14 protein-coding genes and 2 pseudogenes are annotated in these 17037 nt (G+C 72.3%); 10 read left to right on the top strand and 6 right to left on the bottom strand.

Features of this window, described 5'->3' with window-relative positions:
• Positions 1 to 367: 367 nt before the first annotated feature.
• Positions 368 to 1237 carry a UbiA family prenyltransferase gene (locus G9272_RS40760; protein ID WP_253268087.1) on the bottom strand — a complete coding sequence of 290 codons (870 nt, stop codon included), beginning with the start codon at positions 1235 to 1237 and terminating at the stop codon, positions 368 to 370.
• A gap of 148 nt (positions 1238 to 1385) precedes the next feature.
• Between G9272_RS40760 and G9272_RS40755 the strand changes: the two genes are divergently transcribed.
• The 6 genes from G9272_RS40755 (at position 1386) to G9272_RS40730 (ending at position 8088) form a co-directional block, all read left to right on the top strand.
• Positions 1386 to 2444, top strand: a complete 1059-nt coding sequence (locus tag G9272_RS40755) for a type III polyketide synthase (RefSeq protein WP_171401229.1) — start codon at positions 1386 to 1388, stop codon at positions 2442 to 2444.
• Between the two features lie 27 nt (positions 2445 to 2471).
• The gene (locus G9272_RS40750; RefSeq protein WP_171401228.1) at positions 2472 to 3026 is read left to right on the top strand and encodes an isoprenylcysteine carboxyl methyltransferase family protein; all 555 of its coding nucleotides are present in this window, start codon (positions 2472 to 2474) and stop codon (positions 3024 to 3026) included.
• Positions 3023 to 4036: an NAD(P)/FAD-dependent oxidoreductase gene (locus G9272_RS40745; protein ID WP_171401227.1), complete on the top strand. Its 1014-nt coding sequence runs from the start codon at positions 3023 to 3025 to the stop codon at positions 4034 to 4036. The genes G9272_RS40750 and G9272_RS40745 overlap by 4 nt, the downstream gene beginning before the upstream one ends.
• A 195-nt stretch (positions 4037 to 4231) precedes the next feature.
• Positions 4232 to 4696 carry a hypothetical protein gene (locus G9272_RS40740; protein ID WP_171401226.1) on the top strand — a complete coding sequence of 155 codons (465 nt, stop codon included), beginning with the start codon at positions 4232 to 4234 and terminating at the stop codon, positions 4694 to 4696.
• Entirely contained in the window at positions 4683 to 7559 is a 2877-nt protein-coding gene (locus G9272_RS40735) for a tetratricopeptide repeat protein (RefSeq protein ID WP_171401225.1), read from the top strand. The genes G9272_RS40740 and G9272_RS40735 overlap by 14 nt, the downstream gene beginning before the upstream one ends.
• Complete coding sequence (locus G9272_RS40730) at positions 7552 to 8088, top strand: GNAT family N-acetyltransferase (RefSeq protein ID WP_437184344.1); 537 nt, start codon at positions 7552 to 7554, stop codon at positions 8086 to 8088. The genes G9272_RS40735 and G9272_RS40730 overlap by 8 nt, the downstream gene beginning before the upstream one ends.
• A gap of 89 nt (positions 8089 to 8177) precedes the next feature.
• On the opposite strand, the gene G9272_RS40725 is transcribed toward G9272_RS40730, so the two are convergent.
• Both G9272_RS40725 and G9272_RS40720 read right to left on the bottom strand, forming a co-directional pair.
• Positions 8178 to 9659 (bottom strand): sensor histidine kinase, encoded by a 1482-nt coding sequence (locus G9272_RS40725; protein ID WP_253268086.1) that lies wholly within the window; start codon positions 9657 to 9659, stop codon positions 8178 to 8180.
• An 86-nt stretch (positions 9660 to 9745) separates the two neighbouring features.
• The gene (locus G9272_RS40720; RefSeq protein WP_301272160.1) at positions 9746 to 10495 is read right to left on the bottom strand and encodes a response regulator transcription factor; all 750 of its coding nucleotides are present in this window, start codon (positions 10493 to 10495) and stop codon (positions 9746 to 9748) included.
• A gap of 235 nt (positions 10496 to 10730) precedes the next feature.
• Here G9272_RS40720 and G9272_RS40715 point away from each other — a divergent pair, with 235 nt between their 5' ends.
• Together G9272_RS40715 and G9272_RS40710 are read left to right on the top strand one after the other, a co-directional pair.
• Positions 10731 to 12083 (top strand): ferredoxin reductase family protein, encoded by a 1353-nt coding sequence (locus G9272_RS40715; protein WP_171401223.1) that lies wholly within the window; start codon positions 10731 to 10733, stop codon positions 12081 to 12083.
• A gap of 7 nt (positions 12084 to 12090) precedes the next feature.
• A complete protein-coding gene (locus tag G9272_RS40710) occupies positions 12091 to 12576 on the top strand; it encodes an FMN-binding protein (RefSeq protein WP_171401222.1) in 486 nt (161 codons plus the stop codon).
• A gap of 19 nt (positions 12577 to 12595) precedes the next feature.
• On the opposite strand, the pseudogene G9272_RS46500 reads toward G9272_RS40710, so the two are convergent.
• Both G9272_RS46500 and G9272_RS40700 read right to left on the bottom strand, forming a co-directional pair.
• Positions 12596 to 12781: pseudogene (locus tag G9272_RS46500) on the bottom strand (hypothetical protein); the annotation flags it as partial.
• Between the two features lie 2 nt (positions 12782 to 12783).
• Positions 12784 to 13041, bottom strand: a pseudogene (locus tag G9272_RS40700) (phosphoketolase); the annotation flags it as partial.
• Between the two features lie 36 nt (positions 13042 to 13077).
• Between G9272_RS40700 and ppk2 the strand changes: the two are divergent.
• Together ppk2 and G9272_RS40690 are read left to right on the top strand one after the other, a co-directional pair.
• Positions 13078 to 13881 (top strand): polyphosphate kinase 2, encoded by an 804-nt coding sequence (gene ppk2 / locus G9272_RS40695; RefSeq protein WP_171402385.1) that lies wholly within the window; start codon positions 13078 to 13080, stop codon positions 13879 to 13881.
• Between the two features lie 346 nt (positions 13882 to 14227).
• Positions 14228 to 15940 (top strand): SulP family inorganic anion transporter, encoded by a 1713-nt coding sequence (locus G9272_RS40690; RefSeq protein WP_171401220.1) that lies wholly within the window; start codon positions 14228 to 14230, stop codon positions 15938 to 15940.
• A gap of 318 nt (positions 15941 to 16258) precedes the next feature.
• On the opposite strand, the gene G9272_RS40685 is transcribed toward G9272_RS40690, so the two are convergent.
• Entirely contained in the window at positions 16259 to 17020 is a 762-nt protein-coding gene (locus tag G9272_RS40685; protein ID WP_171401219.1) for an alpha/beta fold hydrolase, read from the bottom strand.
• Positions 17021 to 17037: the final 17 nt, after the last annotated feature.

Genomic DNA, 17037 nt, shown 5'->3' with positions numbered 1-17037 from the left:
GCGCTTGGTCGCACTCGGCGCTCGCCCCCGTGACGTGGGCGAACCGGGCCGGGCGTGGCTGGAGGAGGCCCTTCACGCCGTCGGCGCGCAGGGCGTGCACCACAGCTGCCGCCACCGCCACTCGGCCTACATCGGACCGCGCACCGGCCGCCGCCTCGCCGCCACCTCCTACCCGTCCCCGAAGGCCGACCAAGAGGTTGCGGCAGCATGGGGGGCCGGCCGACGCCATCGTGCTCGTACGCCATCTCGCCCGCGGCGAGCGGAAAGACGACGCCTGTGACCGCCTCCCCCTCCCGCATGGAGGACACACAGTCGTCTTCCGCGCCACCTCAGCGGCGCGAGGCCGACAGTCGGCGAGGCCCCACGGTCAGGCGATTCCGGTGCCGCGCAGCAGCAGCAAGGCCGCGTCCACCGCCGCCACGGCGACCGCCGCCGCGAACGCCGCACGCTCCCGGCGGCGTCCCAGCACCGTCCCCGCCACCGCGACGAGGCCGGCCGCCGCGAGCGCCGCCATTCCCCCTCTGCCGGGTGGTCCGGCGGGCCCCAGCGCCAGAATCGCGGACGCGGTCACCAGCGGCACCGGCAGCAGCAGCCGCGCGCCGTCCGGGCCCAGCCGGTGCGGCCATCCCCGTACGCCCGTCGCCAGATCCCCGCGGATGTCCGGCAGCGCATCGCCCAGATGGGCGCCGACCCCCAGTAGCGCCCCGGCGGTGACGACCCACCAGGCCGGCCACGGCTGCCCCGGCAGCCCCAGCGCCACGAACGCCGGAAGCGCGGCGAAACCCACCGCGTACGGCACCCAGGACCACGCTGTCGCCTTGAGCCGCAGGTCGTACGCCCACGCCGCAGCCACCCCGGTCAGGTGAACGGCCCCTGCCCACAAGCCACAGGCGAACGAGAGCGGCACGCACAGCGCCAGCGCGGCGTACGCGGCCACCCACACCTCCGTCACACCGACCGTGCCGTCGACGACGGGTTTGCCACGGCGGCCGGCGGCGATGTCCCGGCGCGCGTCGAACGCGTCGTTGCACCAGCCGACGGACAACTGCCCGGCCAGAACGGAGGCAGCGGTCAGGACACCACGCGCGGCGCCCTGGCCTGCGGTCACGGCCAGCGCGGCCATCAAGGCGGTGACCGCCACGACAGGCCCGGGATGGCAGGCGCCGGCCAGGCCGGTCACCCGGCCGACCCAACTCGCTGCCGGGCCGCCGGTCGTCGACTGCTCGGGAGTGCCCACCCGGCCGATCGTAGGCGCCCGGGCCCCGCCCGGCCGGTGCACCGCGCCCCGGGACGAACGGCCGGACGGGCGATCCATGGTGTCGAAGTCCCGGGCCGGGGAACACGTGAGAGCAACTCGCCCCAGTCGGTAACCGGACGGGAACCCTATGACGCGGATCGCCGCCGTTCACGGTGCCCTCGCACCGCACCGCCGCACCCAGTCCGAGATCACCGAAATGGTGGCCCGCACCTGTCTGCCCGAGGGCGCCGACCGCCGAATCCTGGACCGGCTGCACCGCAGTGCGAAGGTCCGCTCGCGCCATATGACACTGCCGCTCGAACGGTACGGCGAACTGGACGGGTTCGGCGCCTCCAACGACGTCTTCATCGCCGCCGCCACCGACCTGGGCACCAGGGCCGTCCGGGACGCACTGCGCACGGCGCGTCTGTCCGCAGCCGACGTGGACCTGCTGATCTTCACCTCCGTCACCGGCATCGCCACCCCCTCGATCGACGCACGGCTGGCCGGCCGCCTCGGAATGCGGCCGGATGTCAAACGGCTGCCCCTGTTCGGCCTGGGTTGTGCCGGCGGCGCCGCCGGTCTGGCCCGTATGCACGACTACCTGCTGGGCCGCCCCGACCACGTGGCGGTGTTGCTGTCGGTCGAACTGTGCTCGCTCACCTTCCAGCGCGACGACGCCTCCGTGGCCAACCTGGTCGCCACCGGGCTGTTCGGCGACGGCGCCGCCGCGGTCGTCGCGTGCGGTGCGGACCGCCCCGCCGACACCGGCGGCCCGGTGATCGTGGACACCCGCAGCCGCCTGTACCCGGACACCGGGCGCGTCATGGGCTGGGACATCAAGGACTCGGGCTTCCAGGTCGTCCTCGACCCGCAGGTGCCCGACGTGGTGCGCCGTTACCTGGCCGATGACGTCGAGGGGTTTCTCGGCGACCACGGCCTGAAGCCGAAGGACGTGACCGCCTGGGTGTGCCACCCCGGCGGCCCCAAGGTCCTCCAGGCCGTCACCGAGACCCTCGACCTGCCCGACGACGCGCTTGATGTGACCTGGCGTCACCTGGCAGACGTCGGCAACCTCTCCTCGTCGTCGGTGCTCCACGTACTGCGCGACACTCTGGCCGAGCGCCGCCCGCCGCCGGGCACTCCGGGTGTGCTGCTGGCGATGGGGCCCGGCTTCGCCTGCGAACTCGTCCTGCTGCGCTGGTAGTTCGGACCGACGAAGGACACAGGACACATGATCTGGTACGGACTGCTGGTGGCCGCCGTCGCCGCCGAGCGCGTCGCCGAACTCGTCGTCGCCCGCCGCAACGAACGGTGGAGCAGCGCCCGCGGCGCGACCGTGACCGGGCAGGGCCACTATCCGGCGATGGTCGCCCTCCACACCGGCCTGCTGATCGCCTGCCCGGCCGAGGTCTGGCTGGCCGACCGCCCCTTCGTACCCGCCCTGGCCTGGCCGATGCTCGCCGTGCTGGCGGGCGCGCAGGCTTTGCGGTGGTGGTGCATCCACACCCTGGGCCCCCGTTGGAACACCCGGGTGATCGTCGTACCCGGCCTGCCGCTGGTGACGGGCGGCCCCTACCGGTGGCGGTGGCTGCGGCATCCGAACTACGTGGCCGTCGTCGCCGAGGGCGCGGCCCTGCCGCTCGTCCACACCGCCTGGGTCACCGCGGCCCTGTTCACGGTGCTCAACGCCGCCCTGCTCACCGTGCGCATCCGCTGTGAGAACCGGGCGCTGGCCGCCGCGACTGCGCCGACCACGACCGCTCCGACCACGACCGCTCCGGCGTGATCGACGTCCTGGTGGCCGGCGGCGGACCGGCCGGCCTGGCCGCCGCCGTCCACGCCGCGCTCGCCGGCCTGGAGGCCGTCGTCGTCGAGCCCCGGACCTCGCCCGTGGACAAGGCCTGCGGAGAAGGCGTCATGCCCGGCGGTGTAGCCGCGTTGCGCACACTGGGCGTCGAGGTCACCGGCCGCGCACTGCGAGGCATCCGCTACCTGGACGGCACCGCCCGCGCCGACGCGCCCTTCCGCGGCGGCAACGGGCTGGGAGTCCGCCGTACGACGCTGCACTCCGCGCTGCACCAGCGCGCCCTCGACCTCGGCGTGCGCATGCTGCCGGGCAAGGTGGGCGAGGTGTACCAGAGCACGGACACGGTCACCGCCGCGGGAATCACGGCCCGTTGGCTGATCGCCGCCGACGGCCTGCACTCCCCGGTGCGCCGTGGCCTGGGGCTGGAACTGCCGGGCCGCCCCCATGGTCGCTACGGACTGCGCCGGCACTACCGCGCCGAGCCGTGGACGGACTTCGTGGAGGTCCACTGGTCACGGCACGGCGAGGCCTATGTGACACCGGTCGACGACGACCTGGTGGGCGTCGCGATCCTCAGCCGTGACCGCCGCGGGTACGACGGGCACCTGGCCGCCTTCCCGACGCTCACCGCCTCGCTGCGCGGCCCGGCCGCGACTCGGGTACGCGGCGCCGGACCGCTGCGACAGCGGGTGCGGCGCAGAACCGCCGGCCGTGTCCTGCTCGTCGGCGACGCCGCAGGCTACCTGGACGCCCTCACCGGCGAGGGCATCGCCCTCGCGCTGGCGACGGCCGGGGCCGCCGTCCGCTGCCTGGCCGACGGCCGGCCGGACGAGTACGAGCGTGCCTGGGTGCGGCTGACCCGACGACACCGGCTGCTGACCGGGGCCCTGCTGGCCGCGAGCCGCCGTCCCGGCACCGCCCGCCTCATCGTCCCCGCTGCGTCCCGGATGCCCCCGCTGTTCGCAGCCGCGGTTCACGCCCTCCAGTAGTGGCCCGGCCCTGCACGCCGAACGAGAGCAGACGAAGCCGGCGAAGCACGGCATTGCCACGGGACCGCTGTGGACGCGGCTCGGATCGTGAGCTACCCGAAGAGGGCGGCTCTGTCCGTGCTTTCCATGTTTTGCTCCCGGTGGGCCGTTTCCCGCTGTACCTCTGACATCACGCGTCGAGACAAGGGGGAACGCATGCAACGCGCGAGGCGTTGGGCCGTCACGGTGTTCGCGGGGGCCGGTTCGTTCGTGATCTGTCTGTGGTCGGCACGGGCCGCTCCGTTCGGCTTCCTCCCCCGGGCGGACGCCGACCGGTGGGCGGTGGCGACGGCGTTCGCGACGACGGTGGCCACGCTGGTCGGAGGGGCGGCCGGCTGGTGGGCGGGGAACGAGCGGCGCCCCGGCTCCGTCCCTCCGGACAACCTCTCGCCTGAGACGCCGCACCCTCCCGGGCCCGGCGGGCAGGCGGTGCAGCAGGAGGCCACAGCATCGGATGCCGCCCGGGTCACCCAGGTCGCGGGGCACCGAGGCCTCGGGCACGCCGTTCCCGAGGAGCGCCCAGGCAGAGTGACGCAGCGCGCCACGGCATCGGGCCGGGCCCGTGTCACCCAGGTCGGCGGGAACGACCGTACGACAGGTTTCGAGCGTGGTGATCGGTAGGACCACGGCCGGGCAGGCACAGGCCGCCACGGCATCCGGACACGGCCATGTCATCCAGATCAGCGGCAGCGGCAACATGGTCTGCGCGTCGGGCGCCGCGGACCCGTCGCCGATGCTGCGGCTCCCCGCGGAGCCGACGCACCTGGCCGGCCGGGAGAAGGAAGCCGAGGCCGTACTTGCGCTGCTCGCCCCCTCGTCCCGGGCGCGAGCCGCCACCGTCGTCTCGGTGCTGTCCGGACTGCCCGGCATCGGCAAGACCGCTCTGGCCCTCCATGTCGCCCACCGGGCCATGGCGCGGGGGTGGTTCCCCGGGGGCGCCGTCTTCCTTCACCTGCGGGGCTACGATCCGGCCGGGCCGGTCGGCGCGGAGGAGGCCGTCGGCACACTGGCGCGGGCGTTGTGCGTGGACGACGCGATGACACCGGACGAGCAGACGGGCCTCTGCCAGGCCGCGCTCAACCGGCTCGCCGACGAGGGCAGGGCGGTGCTGCTGATCGCCGACGACGCGTCCAGCGCCGCACAGATCGAACGCCTCGTCCCCGCCCGCTCGGAGCACCGACTGCTGGTGACCTCCCGTCACCTTCTCACCGGCCCCTCTCTGCGGGCTCGGCTGATCGGCTTGGACGAACTGACGCCACGCGGTGCCGCCGATCTGATCGCCGAGGCGCTGAGGTATGCCCGGCCCGACGATCCACGCCCGCAGCGGGAGGCCGACGCGCTCGCCGATCTCGCCGGACACTGCGGCCACCATCCGCTCGCCCTTCAGATCGCCGCTTCCCTGCTCACCACCGACGCGGGACGGCCGATCGCCGCGCTCGCCGCCGACCTGGCCGACGCCCACACCCGCCTCGACGTGCTGTGCTACGAAGACGGCGGGCATACGACGGCAGTCCAGGCGGCGTTCCGCCTCTCGTACCGACGGTTGCTTCCGCACCACCGCCAGGTGTTCCGGCAACTCGCGCTCAATCCCGGCCCGGACATCAGCACGGGCGCGGCGGCGGCACTCTGGGGACGGTCGGCGGCCCGGACCCGGGACGCCCTTGCCGCGCTCGCCCGGGCCGGACTGCTGGCGGAGCAGCCCGTGGGCTCGGAACGCTGGCGGATGCACGACCTCCTCCGCGTCTACGCGGCCACGCTGGTCGAAAGTGACAGCGCCAAGTGGCGGACCGCCGCCTTCACGCGCCTGTTGAAGCACTGTCAGGATCTCGCGCACGCGGCGAACGCACATCTGCACACCTATGACGACGGACCGTTGCCGAGTGGCTTCCGGGACCGTGCACACGCCGTGCAATGGCTGGAGGAAGAACGGGCCAACCTGGTGGCGCTCATCGTCCGGGCCGCGGCCACCGGACACCCGCGTGCGGTACTGGACCTCCAGGAGAAGATGCGTCTGTTCCTGCTGGGCCGGGGCAGTTACGCCGCCGACGCCGTGACCGCCGCGCAGCTGGCCGTCGACTGCGCCCGCGAGATCGGCCATCCCTGCTGTGAGGCCACCGCCCTGTACTACCTGAGCGAAGCCCTCCCCAACTCTGGACGGCTGCCGGAGGCGGTGGAGGCCGCCACCAGGAGTCTGGACATCAGCCGGGCACGCGGCGACCGGCAACGCCAGGTCTCGGCACTGACCAACCTCGGCTCCTCGCTCCGGCGGGCCCAGAGGTTCGAGGAAGCCGCCGAGGCCCATGCCGAGAGCCTGGCCCTCAGCCAGGAACTCGGCGACCAGGGCTGCATCGGCAAGGCGCTCATGGGCCTGGCCGACACACTTCATGACACGCACCGGTACAGGGAGGCCGCCGACGTGCTCACCGAGACCGTCCGGCACTTCTCCGAGATGGGCGACTGGCATCACGAGGGCCTCCAACTCATGCGCCTCGGAGACACGTTGTTCGCGATGAAACAGTCCACCGAAGCCGTCGACACGTACCGCCGCGCTCTCGTCCTCTACCAGGAGCGCGGCGACGAGCACCATCAGGCCATCGCCATGCAGCACCTGTGGGCGGTGAGCGACATGAGCCTGGAGGAGACGGTGGACAACTACGAGAGGCTCGTGAACATCTGCCACAAGGTGTGCGACCGCGCTCTGGAGGCCGTGGCGCTGAACGCCCTGGGCAACAGACTCCAGCAGCTCGGCCGGTACGACGAGGCCGTCACGGCCCACCGCGGGGCGGCGGCCATCCACGAGGAGCGCGACGAGGAAAGCCTGTTGATCACGGTGCTGGACGACCTCGGTATCGCACTGCGTGCGGCCGGCCGCCTCACCGAGGCCGCCGAGGTGCACGAGCGAGAGGTCGCGCTGTTCCGGGCCCGCGGTGACCGGCACAAGGAGGCCGAGGCACTGAAACGCCTCGCCACCACGCTGAAATGCGGGCGGCGCCGACTGGAGGCGACGGAAGCCCACGTCAGAGCGGTCGGCATCTACCACGAGCTGGAGGACACATGGTGCGAGAGGAGAGCACTGAGCGACCTGGGTCTACCCGTCCGGGACACACCACGAGCCGACAAGGCCATGGCCCTGTACACCTGGGTCCTGGCCAACCTGCCGGAGAACGACGGGCTCGACCAGGAAATCAGAATTCTCCTCGCCCTCGGAGCCGCGCAGCAGCGAGCGGGTCGCATCACCGCCGCTCTCCGGTCGTGGGCGAGCCTGACCAGAATCATGCAGAGACTGCTGGACGAGGGCAACGAGCAGGCGCCGAAGCAGTACTGGGGCGCCTTGAAGCACCTGGTGAAGGCTTGCCTCCACCTCTTCCGCCCCCTCCCGATCCCGATGCTCAGCAGCTGCCGTACGCTCGAAATGCTCACGCGCCGTTCCCGCGGCCGATCTCCCTCAACCGCTCGTCGCAAGAAGTCGCTTCCCGATGCGTAATACTCTCCTGATGAACTCAGGCATTACGCCCAGGGGTGGGCCGATCACGATACGCCGGGCCGTGGCGCGGGACGCCAAACGGCTCACGCGGCTCGTGCGCGGCTCACGCGCCTACGAAGGTCCGTACGCGCCCATGGTCGCGGACTACCGGGTGGGACCCGACTACATCGAGACCCACCGCGTCTTCGTGGCCGTCGCCGCCGACGAGCACCACAGCCCTGTCCTCGGGTTCTACTCGCTCGTCCTCGCCCCACCGGAGCTCGACCTGCTGTTCGTGGCCGACGGAGCACAGGGACGTGGCATCGGACGGCTGCTCGTGGCACACATGAAGTCCGAGGCCCGCGCCGCCGAGCTCGACCGCGTCCTGGTGGTGTCGCATCCTCCCGCCGAGGGCTTCTACCGCAGCGAGGGTGCGGTACGTACCGGGACCGCCTCCGCGAACCCGCCGGCCGTGGCATGGGACCGCCCCGAGTTCGAGTTCCTCATTCCGCCCGAGGTGGCGACGGCGCACGGTAACGCATTCGAGTGACGTGACGACTCCGCCGACTCAGCGACCTGATCAACGGCCGCGAGGCCGCCTGGAGCGGCCTCTACGACCCGGAGGACACCAGTGGCCGATCACCCCTTGGCGGCGGGGACCCGTACCGTGAAGGTGGTCGAGCCGGGAGCGCTTTCGAGGGCGACGCCGCCACCGTGGGCCTCTGCCACCGCCGCCACGATCGACAGGCCGAGGCCGGTGCCCGTGCCGCTCTCCACGCCCTCCGTGCGGCGGCGGTCCCCGTGTGTGAAGCGTTCGAAGACCCTGGGCTGGACGTCCGCGGCGACGCCGGGGCCGTCGTCGTGGACCTTGAGCACCGCCATGCCGTCGTCGGTCTCCAGCGAGATGGTGATCGTGCTGCCGACGGGTGTGTGGAGGCGGGCGTTGGCCAGCAGGTTGGCCAGCACCTGATGGAGCCGGTGGGCGTCACCCGTCACCGTCACCGGCTCCTCGGAAAGCTCCAGCGTCCAGCGGTGTCCGGGGCCCGCGGCCTGCGCGTCCGTCACCGCGTCCAGGACCAGACGGGTCAGGTCGACGGGAAGGCGCTCCAGGGGACGGCCCGCGTCGAGGCGGGCGAGCAGCAGCAGGTCGTCGACCATCTCGCCCATGCGGGCCGCTTCCGCCTCGATGCGTTCCAGGGCCCGCGCCACCTTCTGTGGCACCGGACCGGGGTGGAGCAGTGCCAGTTCCGCGTGGCCGCGGATCGACGCCACCGGCGTGCGCAGCTCGTGGCTGGCGTCGGCGGCGAAACTGCGCAGCCGCTCTTCGCTCGCGTGCCGTTTGGTCAGCGCGTCCTCGACGTGGCCGAGCATCGTGTTGAAGGCGTCGGCGACCCGTCCGACCTCGCTGCGCGGGTCGGCCTCGGGCGCGCGCGGCCAGAGACCCACCTCGCCGCTGGAGAGCGGTAGCCGACTGACCTTCGTGGCGGTCGCGGCCACCCTGCTGAGCGGTCGCAGCGACCAGCGCACCCAGAGCGCTCCCGCGAAGCCGGCCACGACCAGCGCGGCGCCGAAGACGACTGCGGCGACCAGTTCCAGCCGGTGGACGGTGGCCTCGACGGATTCCGTGGGCAGCCCGGTGATCAAAACATCGCCGTCTCTGCCCTGGACCGCCATCACGCGGTAGTCGTCCAGCGCGGAGAGATCGATCGTGTGCCCTCTGCCGTCCGTCGGCACCGAGGCGAGCGTTCTCCTGTCCGCGGCGTCGAGCGCAACGTCCAGCGCGCCCGCGCCCGCGCCCGCGCCCGTGCCCGCGCCGGAGCCCACCACCGCGGCGTTCGTGACCGTGTCGCCGACGAGCCGGGCTCCGAAGGTGCCGACGGTCTGCCGGCGGGTGTCGCCATCCCCGTCACCGTCCTTGTCGCCGTCACCGTCGCCGTCGTGATCGGAGGGCAGCGTCCCGCCGTGCTCCAGGCTCGCCGGGAACCGTTCGCCCGCGTCGCGCAGCTGCTGGTCGAGGCGGCCGGTCAGAAAGCCGTTCAGCTCCACCACCGCCGCCACCCCGACGGCCGCGCAGCTGACCGCGAGCAGCACGACGAGGCCGGTGGTGAGCCGCGCCCGCAACGTGTGCGGCCGGGGCAGCCGGGCCGGCCACCGCCTCGCCCCGCGCCGGAGCGGACCGCGTGCGGGGCGCTGTCGTGCCCCCCTCCTCACCGGGCCACCGGCTTGAGCACGTATCCGGCGCCCCGCACCGTGTGGATCATGGGCGGGCGGCCCGCGTCCACCTTCCTGCGCAGGTAGGAGATGTACAGCTCGACGACATGGGCCTGCCCGCCGAAGTCGTAGGACCACACCCGGTCGAGGATCTGTGCCTTGCTGAGGACGCGTCGCGGGTTGCGCATGAGGAAGCGCAGCAGTTCGAACTCCGTCGGGGACAGCTCGACGAGCTCGCCGCCGCGGGTGACCTCTCGAGCCTCCTCGTCCATGACCAGGTCGCCGACGGTCAGCCGCGGCCCCTCCGCCAGCTGTCGGGCCATGCCGGCCCGGCGCAGCAGTCCGCGCAGGCGGGCGACGACCTCCTCCAGGCTGAAGGGCTTGGTCACGTAGTCGTCGCCGCCCGCCGTGATGCCCGCGATGCGGTCCTCGACCGCGTCCCGTGCGGTCAGGAAGAGCACACACACGTCGGGGCGCACGGCACGCAGCGAGCGCAGCACGGCGAAGCCGTCGGTGTCCGGGAGCATGACGTCGAGGACGATGGCGTCGGGCAACAGCTCACGTGCCTCGGCGACGGCCGAGACGCCGTCGCCCGCCGTGCGTACCTCCCAGCCGTCGTAGCGCAGGGCACCGGACAGAACCTCGGCGAGGTCGGGGTCGTCGTCGACGACGAGGACCCGGAGCGGGGCGCCGTCGGTCCGGGTCAGCAGGGGGCGGCCGGAGCCGCGGGGGCGGGAAGTGTTCATCTCAGCTACCAGGATGCGGTCTCGCCACGACATGAGCTGTCTTCCCAACCTCTGAGTTCCCTCTGAGTGCGCCGTGCCGCCGGTCGGCACCGATCACCTGGGCGACCCTCCGACCTGCGGCGGGTCCGCGTCGCCCGTCGGTCGCTGAGAGCGGGCTCAGAGGTTGCGTCGGCACAGTGTCGTCCCGGACGGCCGAAGAACCGGGGGTCGTACGGACAGCCGAAGGGACATGCGGATGACGACGGCCTACGCGCGACGAAGGGTGGCCCCGGCGCCTCCCGCTCCACGGCGCTCCCCCGTCGGCCCCGTGCTCGCCGTCCTGTGGGGCGGTGCCGCCGCCGTGGTCGCCCTGTGGTGGCACGACACGGGGTCGGTCGTGGGCGCCTCGGGCCGGCTGACGGGGGCCGGGCGGATCGCGGGACTGCTGTGCGGGTACGCCTGCGCCGTCCTCGTCGGTCTCATGGCCCGCGTCCCGCTCCTGGAGCGGCGCATCGGGGCGGACCGGGTGACGCGCTGGCACGCGATGGCGGGCCGCTACACGATCTGTCTGCTGGTGGCGCACGTCGTGCTGATCCTGCTCGGGTACGCCGCCCAGGACGGTTCGTCATTCGTGCACGAGACGCTCACGGTGGTCCTGGACTACCCGGAGATGCTCAAGGCCACCGCCGGCACCTTCATCCTGTTCGCGGTCGGGATCGTCTCGGCCCGCGCGGTACGCGACCGGGTCAGCCACGAGTTCTGGTTCTACACGCACCTGCTGACGTACGCCGCGGTCTTCCTCGCCTTCGGCCACCAGCTCGCCCTGGGGTCCGACCTCGTCGGCAGCCGGCCCGTTCAGGCCGCCTGGTACGTGCTGTACCTCGGCGTCGCGGCCCTGGTGGTGTGGTTCCGTGTCCTGACTCCGATACGGCTCAACCTGCGTCACCGACTGCGGGTCGACTCCGTGCACCGGGAGGCACCGGGCGTGCACTCCGTCGTCGTCCGCGGCCGACGACTGGACGAACTGGGCGCGCGGCCGGGGCAGTTCCTGCGCTGGCGGTTCCTCACCGAGGGCATGCGCTGGACCTCCACGCCGTACTCCCTGTCGGCGCCGCCGCGCCCCGACCTGCTGCGCATCACCGTCAAGGCACTCGGCGACCACAGTGCCGCCGTCGGCCTGCTGCGGCCGGGCACCCGCGTGTGGGTGGAGGGGCCGTACGGGGCGCTGACCGCGGACCGGCAGAGCGCGCACAAGGCCCTGCTCATCGCGGGCGGCGTCGGCATCACCCCGCTGCGGGCGCTGTTCGAGACGCTGCCCGGCGAGGTCACCCTCCTCTACCGCGCCCGCACGGCCGAGGACCTCGCGCTGGGCGCCGAGCTGGAGACCGTCGCGCGGTGGCGCGGGGCGAAGGTGCTGTACGCGCTCAACGCTCCCCAAGGTCGGCGGCCGGACCTCACGGCCCCTTCCCTGCGCGCGGCGGTGCCCGACCTGGACGCCCACGACGTGTATCTGTGCGGCCCGCACGGGTTCGCGCGGGATCTGTACGAGGCACTGCGCGCCGCCGGGGTCCCGGACAGCCGTATCCACCACGAGTCCTTCGAGCTGTGAGGCCGCCTTGCACACGTTGAAGAAGAACCGTCCGCTGCGCCGCATCGTGCTGGCCAGCGCCGCGACCGTCTCCGGGATGGTGCTGCTGCTGTCGCTGAAGCCGCACACGACGCCGGCCGTCGCAGGGTTGGCGTCCTCCCCCGCGCCTTCCGGCAGTTCCAGTGCGTCGAGCGGAGCGACCGGGTCTGGCGGGTCGAGCGGTTCGGCGGCCACGGGAACCCGGACCCTCACCGGGGACTCCGTCCAGACCCGCTGGGGCCCCGTCCAGGTCCGCGTCACGCTGAAGGACGGAAAGCTCACCGACGTCACCGCGGTCACCTACCCCCAGGAGAACCCGAGGGACCAGCAGATCAACGCGTATGCCATCCCGCAGCTGACCAGAGAGGCGCTCACGGCCCAGAGTGCCGACATCGACACCGTCTCCGGTGCCACGTACACCAGCGACGGCTACCGCGAGTCGCTCCAGTCGGCACTGGACTCCGCGAGCCGCTGACGCCGAGGACGCCGTCGGGCTCCGGGCTCTCGTTGAGGACGCGGTCGACGAACTCCGGGTCCTGGTGGGAGAAGCCGTTGTGGTCCTGGCGCCGGACGTGCGAGGTGAGCAGGTGGTTGAGGGAGGCGATGTGCGCGCGCCACGGCAACTCGCGTGACGTCTTGAGCCACTTGATGTGCTGGTTGACCACGGAGTCGACGATGTGGTGCACAGGGCGTCGAGTCCGCGCGTCTTGATCACGCGGTCGAGGTGCGTGTACACGAGGTTGAGGCCGGGCGAGGTGCCCCGGTGGCCGAGCGGTCGGGGCTCGATGTGTGCGGGCCTCAAGGGCTCGGTCGGCAGCGGGTCGGACATCAGATGGATCTGTCCGGCGGCCAGGTGATCGGCGGCCCGCCGGTGCGCGTCCAGAGTGCGCAGCTCGTCCTCGGAAAGTACGGTGGCGTCCTGGTGTTCGACCTCGGGCATGAGGGACTCCGGAAGTCATCGGGCGGTGGAGGCGGCATGGCCGACAAGAAGGCGGCGAGGCTGCCGCGCAAGACCTACGAGAAGGAACTGCTGCGCCAACAGACCGAGTTGGTGAAGCTTCAGGAGTGGGTACGGGCGTCCGGCACTCGCCTGGTGGTGGTCTTCGAGGGTCGGGACGCGGCGGGCAAGGGCGGGACGATCAAGCGGGTCGCCGAACACCTCAACCCACGCGTGGCCCGGATCGCGGCGCTCCCGAAGCCGACCGAGCGCGAGCGCAGCCAGTGGTACTTCCAGCGGTACGTGGAACATCTGCCGGCGGCCGGGGAGATCGTGCTCTTCGACCGGTCCTGGTACAACCGGGCCGGGGTCGAGCACGTGATGGGTTTCTGCACGAAGGAGGAGCACCAGCTCTTCCTCCGCCAGTGCCCGATCTTCGAGCGCATGCTGGTCGAAGCCGGGGTCCAGCTGCGCAAGTACTGGTTCTCGGTGAGCGACACCGAGCAGCAGGAGCGTTTCCGGCGCCGCCTGGAGGATCCACTGCGGCGCTGGAAGCTCTCACCGATGGATCTGGAGTCGATCACCCACTGGGAGGCCTACTCCCGCGCCAAGGACGAGATGCTGGTGCACACCGACATCTCCGAGGCGCCCTGGTACGTGGTCGAGAGCGACGACAAGCGCCGGGCACGGCTGAACATGATCGCCCACCTGCTGTCGTCCGTGCCGTACCGCGAGGTGCCGCCGCCCGTGCTGGAGCTCCCGGAGCGGCCGCCGTCGACCGGCTACCAGCGTCCGCCGCGGGATCTCCAGACCTACGTCCCCGACCACGCGGCGAGCCTGTGAGCAGCCGGCCATCGCTCTCACACCCGCTCGGGTACGACCGCGACGGGGCAGGCGGAGCGGCACGGCGACCAGCTGCCCGAGGGCGAGGTGGGTGGCGCCTTCGCCGAGTGCCTCCACCAGGCCGACGCCCTCGTGCGAGGAACGCCCACAGGAAGACGAACCCCGTGAGCAGGCGCGGGAACGCGAAGGCGTAAGGCCCGCACGGTGTGCGTGCCGGTGTCTGCCGACACGGCCGACTCGGACGCGGAGGCGGTCCGGTCAGATCGGTTCGGTGCCCGACACCCCTTGCTCTCGCCGTAGCTCTCATGGCCGGTAGATCATGAGGGCAGACGACGGAAGGCGGCACATGTCCAAGGCCTCGGGCAGACACGTCCCGCAGTGGCGCCGGCTGGTGCCCGGTCTCGTCGCGCTCCTCGGCTACCGGCGCGCGTGGCTCACGGGTGATCTGCTCGCCGGGGTGACCGTGGCCGCCTACCTGGTGCCGCAGGTCATGGCCTACGCGGGCGTGGCCGGGCTGCCGCCGGTCACCGGTCTGTGGGCGATCCTCCCGGCCCTCGCGCTGTACGCGGTGTTCGGTTCCTCACGGCTGCTGTCGGTCGGCCCCGAGTCCACGACCGCCCTCATGACGGCCGCCGTGGTCGCACCGCTCGCCGCCGGGGACGCCGGGCGCTACGCGTCGCTCGCGGCGGCTCTCGCCGTGACGGTCGGGCTTCTCTGCCTGGTCGCCCGGGCGGTGCGGCTGGGCTTCCTCGCGGACCTGCTGTCCCGTCCCGTCCTGATCGGCTATCTCGCGGGCGTGGCGCTCATCATGATGGTGGACCAGCTGCCGAAGCTCACCGGGGTACGGACGACGGGCGCGGAGTTCTTCCCCCAGGTGTGGTCCTTCCTCGTCCACCTGCCAGACGCGGACCCGGCGACCGTCGTCTTCTCCGTCGTCGTCCTCGTGTTCCTCTTCGTGACGGCCCGTTACGCCGCCGCCGTGCCCGGCCCGCTGGTCGCCTTCGTCCTCGGCACCGCCGCCGTCGTGGTCTTCGACCTCGACGGGCGGTACGGGCTCAAGGTGATCGGCGAGGTCCCGGCCGGTCTGCCGAGCCTTGCCGTCCCGGACCTGAGCGAGCTGCCGCACCTCGTGCTGCCCGCGCTCGGTGTGCTGCTGGTCGCCTACACCGACTTCATCCTCACCGCGCGGGCGTTCGCCGACCACGACGACGAAGGCCCCGGGCTCGACGCCGACCAGGAGTTCCTCGCCCTGGGCGCGGCCAATCTGGGCGCCGGGGCGCTGCACGGATTCCCGGTGAGCAGCAGCGCCAGCCGCACCGCCCTCGCCTCCTCGGCGGGCGCCCGCAGCCAGGCGTACTCGCTGGTGGCCGGGGCGGTGGTGCTAGCCGTGCTGCTCTTCCTTAGCCCGCTGCTGGCGCGGACTCCGTCCGCGGTGCTCGGCGCGCTCGTCGTCTACGCGGCGGTCCGCATGATCGACCTCGCCGGCTTCCGGCGGCTCGCCTCCTTCCGCCGCAGGGAGCTGCTCCTGGCGCTCGGCTGTCTCGCCGGCGTACTCGCCCTGGACATCCTGTACGGGGTGATCGTGGCCGTCGGCCTGTCGGTGGCCGAGCTGCTGACGCGGGTCGCGCGTCCGCACGACGCCGTCGAGGGCCTGGTTCCCGGTGTGGCCGGCATGCACGACGTCGACGACTACCCGCAGGCCCGGACGATCCCCGGGCTGCTGGTCTACCGCTATGACTCGCCCTTGTTCTTCGCCAACGCGGAGAATTTCCGGCGCCGGGCCCTGGCCGCCGTCGACGAACAGACCGACCCCGTCCGCTGGTTCGTCCTCAACGCCGAGGCCAATGTCGAGGTCGACATCACCGCCCTCGACGCGGTCGACGAACTGCGCCGCGAACTGACCCACCGCGGCATCCTGTTCGCCCTCGCGCGGGTGAAGCAGGACCTGCTGGACGACCTGGAGGCGTACGGCCTCGCGGACACGGTCGGCAAGGACCGGCTATTCCCCACGCTCCCGACTGCCGTGGCCGCGTACCGCGCGTGGCTCGGCCGTCAGTAGGCGGCCACGCCCTCCGGGTCCGGAGACAAGCGGAAGCGAGAAGACGGTCAAGAACCACGTCCCCCGCCTGTTGGCCGAGCCTGGGCGTGCGGCGCCGGGTCCGGGCCGCCGGCCTCGCCTCCCGCCTGGAGCACCCGGAGGCGGGCGAACGCCGGACCGGGTGACGCGGACAGGACGCATCGGAAGCGTGCTGCGCGCCGGACGGTCGCTGTCCCGGCTCCCCCACCAGGGACGCCGAGGCGACCGCCTCGGCCGGCCGGGTCCTCCTCCGGTGCGGCGGCCCGGCTCCGGCTTCGCTCGTGACGCGCCGGACATTCCTCAGCGGCGACCGGTCTCCGCGGCGAACTCATCGAGCAGGGAGAAGGTGCGCGCGGGCTGTTCGAGATGGGGCAGGTGGCCGGCTTCCGCCACGACTTCGAAGCGGGCGTTCCCGAACGACGCGGCGTACTCCTTGCCGTATGCCGGGGTCGCGATGCGGTCGCTCTCGCCCCACAGGACGAGGGTGGGGGTGGTGACGGCCGCGAGGCGGGGGCGGAGGGTGGGGTCGCTCATGGCGGGGCCGCCGGAGAAGACGCGCAGGGCTGCCATGTTGGCCTGGAAGACGGCGAGTCGCTCGGCCGGGACGGTCGCCGGGTCGACGTAGAAGCGCTCGGAGTCGTGGTACGCGTACTCGGCGACGCCTCGCGCGTCGAGGGTGAAGAAGTCTCGGACGGGGTCGCCGTCGACCTCGATGCCGACCGAGTTCATCAGAACGATCCCGCTGATCAGGCCCTGCGTGTCGGCCGTGGCCAGCTCGGCGGCGATCCATCCTCCGAGCGAGGAGCCGATGACCAGGACGTCGGACAGGTGGCGGTCGTGGAGGAGGCGGAGGTAGGCGGCGGCAAGGTCGGCCACGCGGGTGAAGTCGTCGGGCCGGGGGGTGCCGTTCCAGCCCGGGTGGGTGGGCAGCAGGGTGTGGGCGGTCGCGGCGAAGTGCTCGGCGATCGGGGCGACGGTGGCGGGACCTCCACCGCCGTGCAGGACGAGGACGGGGCGGCCGGCGGTGGGGCCGGATTCAGTGAGCGTCAGTTCCGAAGTCATGACCAGAACCGTAACTA

Origin of the sequence: Streptomyces asoensis (genome assembly GCF_013085465.1) — a bacterium.
GTDB lineage: Bacteria > Actinomycetota > Actinomycetes > Streptomycetales > Streptomycetaceae > Streptomyces > Streptomyces cacaoi_A.
Note: the sequence above shows the minus strand (reverse complement) of the source record. Positions and strands in the feature narration are given on the sequence as shown.

Bases quoted from the DNA above. Each gene is read 5' to 3' on its own strand.
- G9272_RS40755 (WP_171401229.1), top strand. From the start codon at position 1,386: ATGACGCGGATCGCCGCCGTTCACGGTGCCCTCGCACCGCACCGCCGC.
- G9272_RS40750 (WP_171401228.1), top strand. From the start codon at position 2,472: ATGATCTGGTACGGACTGCTGGTGGCCGCCGTCGCCGCCGAGCGCGTC.
- G9272_RS40740 (WP_171401226.1), top strand. From the start codon at position 4,232: ATGCAACGCGCGAGGCGTTGGGCCGTCACGGTGTTCGCGGGGGCCGGT.
- G9272_RS40730 (WP_437184344.1), top strand. From the start codon at position 7,552: ATGCGTAATACTCTCCTGATGAACTCAGGCATTACGCCCAGGGGTGGG.
- G9272_RS40720 (WP_301272160.1), bottom strand. From the start codon at position 10,495: ATGAACACTTCCCGCCCCCGCGGCTCCGGCCGCCCCCTGCTGACCCGG.
- G9272_RS40715 (WP_171401223.1), top strand. From the start codon at position 10,731: ATGACGACGGCCTACGCGCGACGAAGGGTGGCCCCGGCGCCTCCCGCT.
- ppk2 (WP_171402385.1), top strand. From the start codon at position 13,078: ATGGCCGACAAGAAGGCGGCGAGGCTGCCGCGCAAGACCTACGAGAAG.
- G9272_RS40690 (WP_171401220.1), top strand. From the start codon at position 14,228: ATGTCCAAGGCCTCGGGCAGACACGTCCCGCAGTGGCGCCGGCTGGTG.
- G9272_RS40685 (WP_171401219.1), bottom strand. From the start codon at position 17,020: ATGACTTCGGAACTGACGCTCACTGAATCCGGCCCCACCGCCGGCCGC.